Here is a 687-nt window from a genome sequence, read left to right on the forward strand (position 1 = left end):
TTGAAGCCTAATTTATTTGTGTATAAGAGTCAGATCCTGACACAGGGGGGTAGCACTTATTTTTGTTTTAAATAAAGGTCTGCGCTTGTTATATATTTTGATTAGTTATTTACAAAAGTAATTATTGGTGAAATTATTGCAGCCTTTACTATGTACCTCTCTGTTTACTATAAGGATGTTTAGAGTGTTGAACAAAAAGTCTATTCTATTAATCGCAAGCATTTTAACTATTGGTGGTTGTGCTTCTCCTGGGCCGATGCAAACAACGACCGGCCCAATAAATACCTCTGCTTTTGAACCCGTAATTTTAGATACAGTAAAAGATGGCTCAAAAAAAGTTCACTTTAAAGAGTGGACAACTATGTATGAAAATAAAGAGCTACAGCAATGGGGTGTATTTTTTATTACAGACAAAGGTGCCTACATGGCTGAATGGGATATGAGGGGTTATGAATATAATCTCAGATATAAACTACCTATTAATGAGCTTAATACAGTTTCAGATGATATGGTAGTTCGCGATATGTGGGTAGATTCAAACCTGTTAATCCTTAAAGATAAAAGTGGTCATGAAGTTGGCTTTGCTTTAAACGGAAAAAATGCTGCACGCGCAATTCTTAAAGAGATCAGCGCTAAATAAAGGTAGTGTTTAGAAATCTGTGTCATTTCAGTATTATTAAGAAAACA

At 34.5% G+C, this 687-nt stretch carries 1 protein-coding gene; it reads left to right on the top strand.

Annotated features, from left to right (window positions below):
• Positions 1-184 precede the first annotated feature (184 nt).
• Positions 185-640 (top strand): hypothetical protein, encoded by a 456-nt coding sequence (locus GQR53_RS20530; protein WP_024598679.1) that lies wholly within the window; start codon positions 185-187, stop codon positions 638-640.
• Positions 641-687: the final 47 nt, after the last annotated feature.

This window comes from Pseudoalteromonas sp. Z9A6 (genome assembly GCF_011378805.1).
GTDB lineage: Bacteria > Pseudomonadota > Gammaproteobacteria > Enterobacterales > Alteromonadaceae > Pseudoalteromonas > Pseudoalteromonas distincta.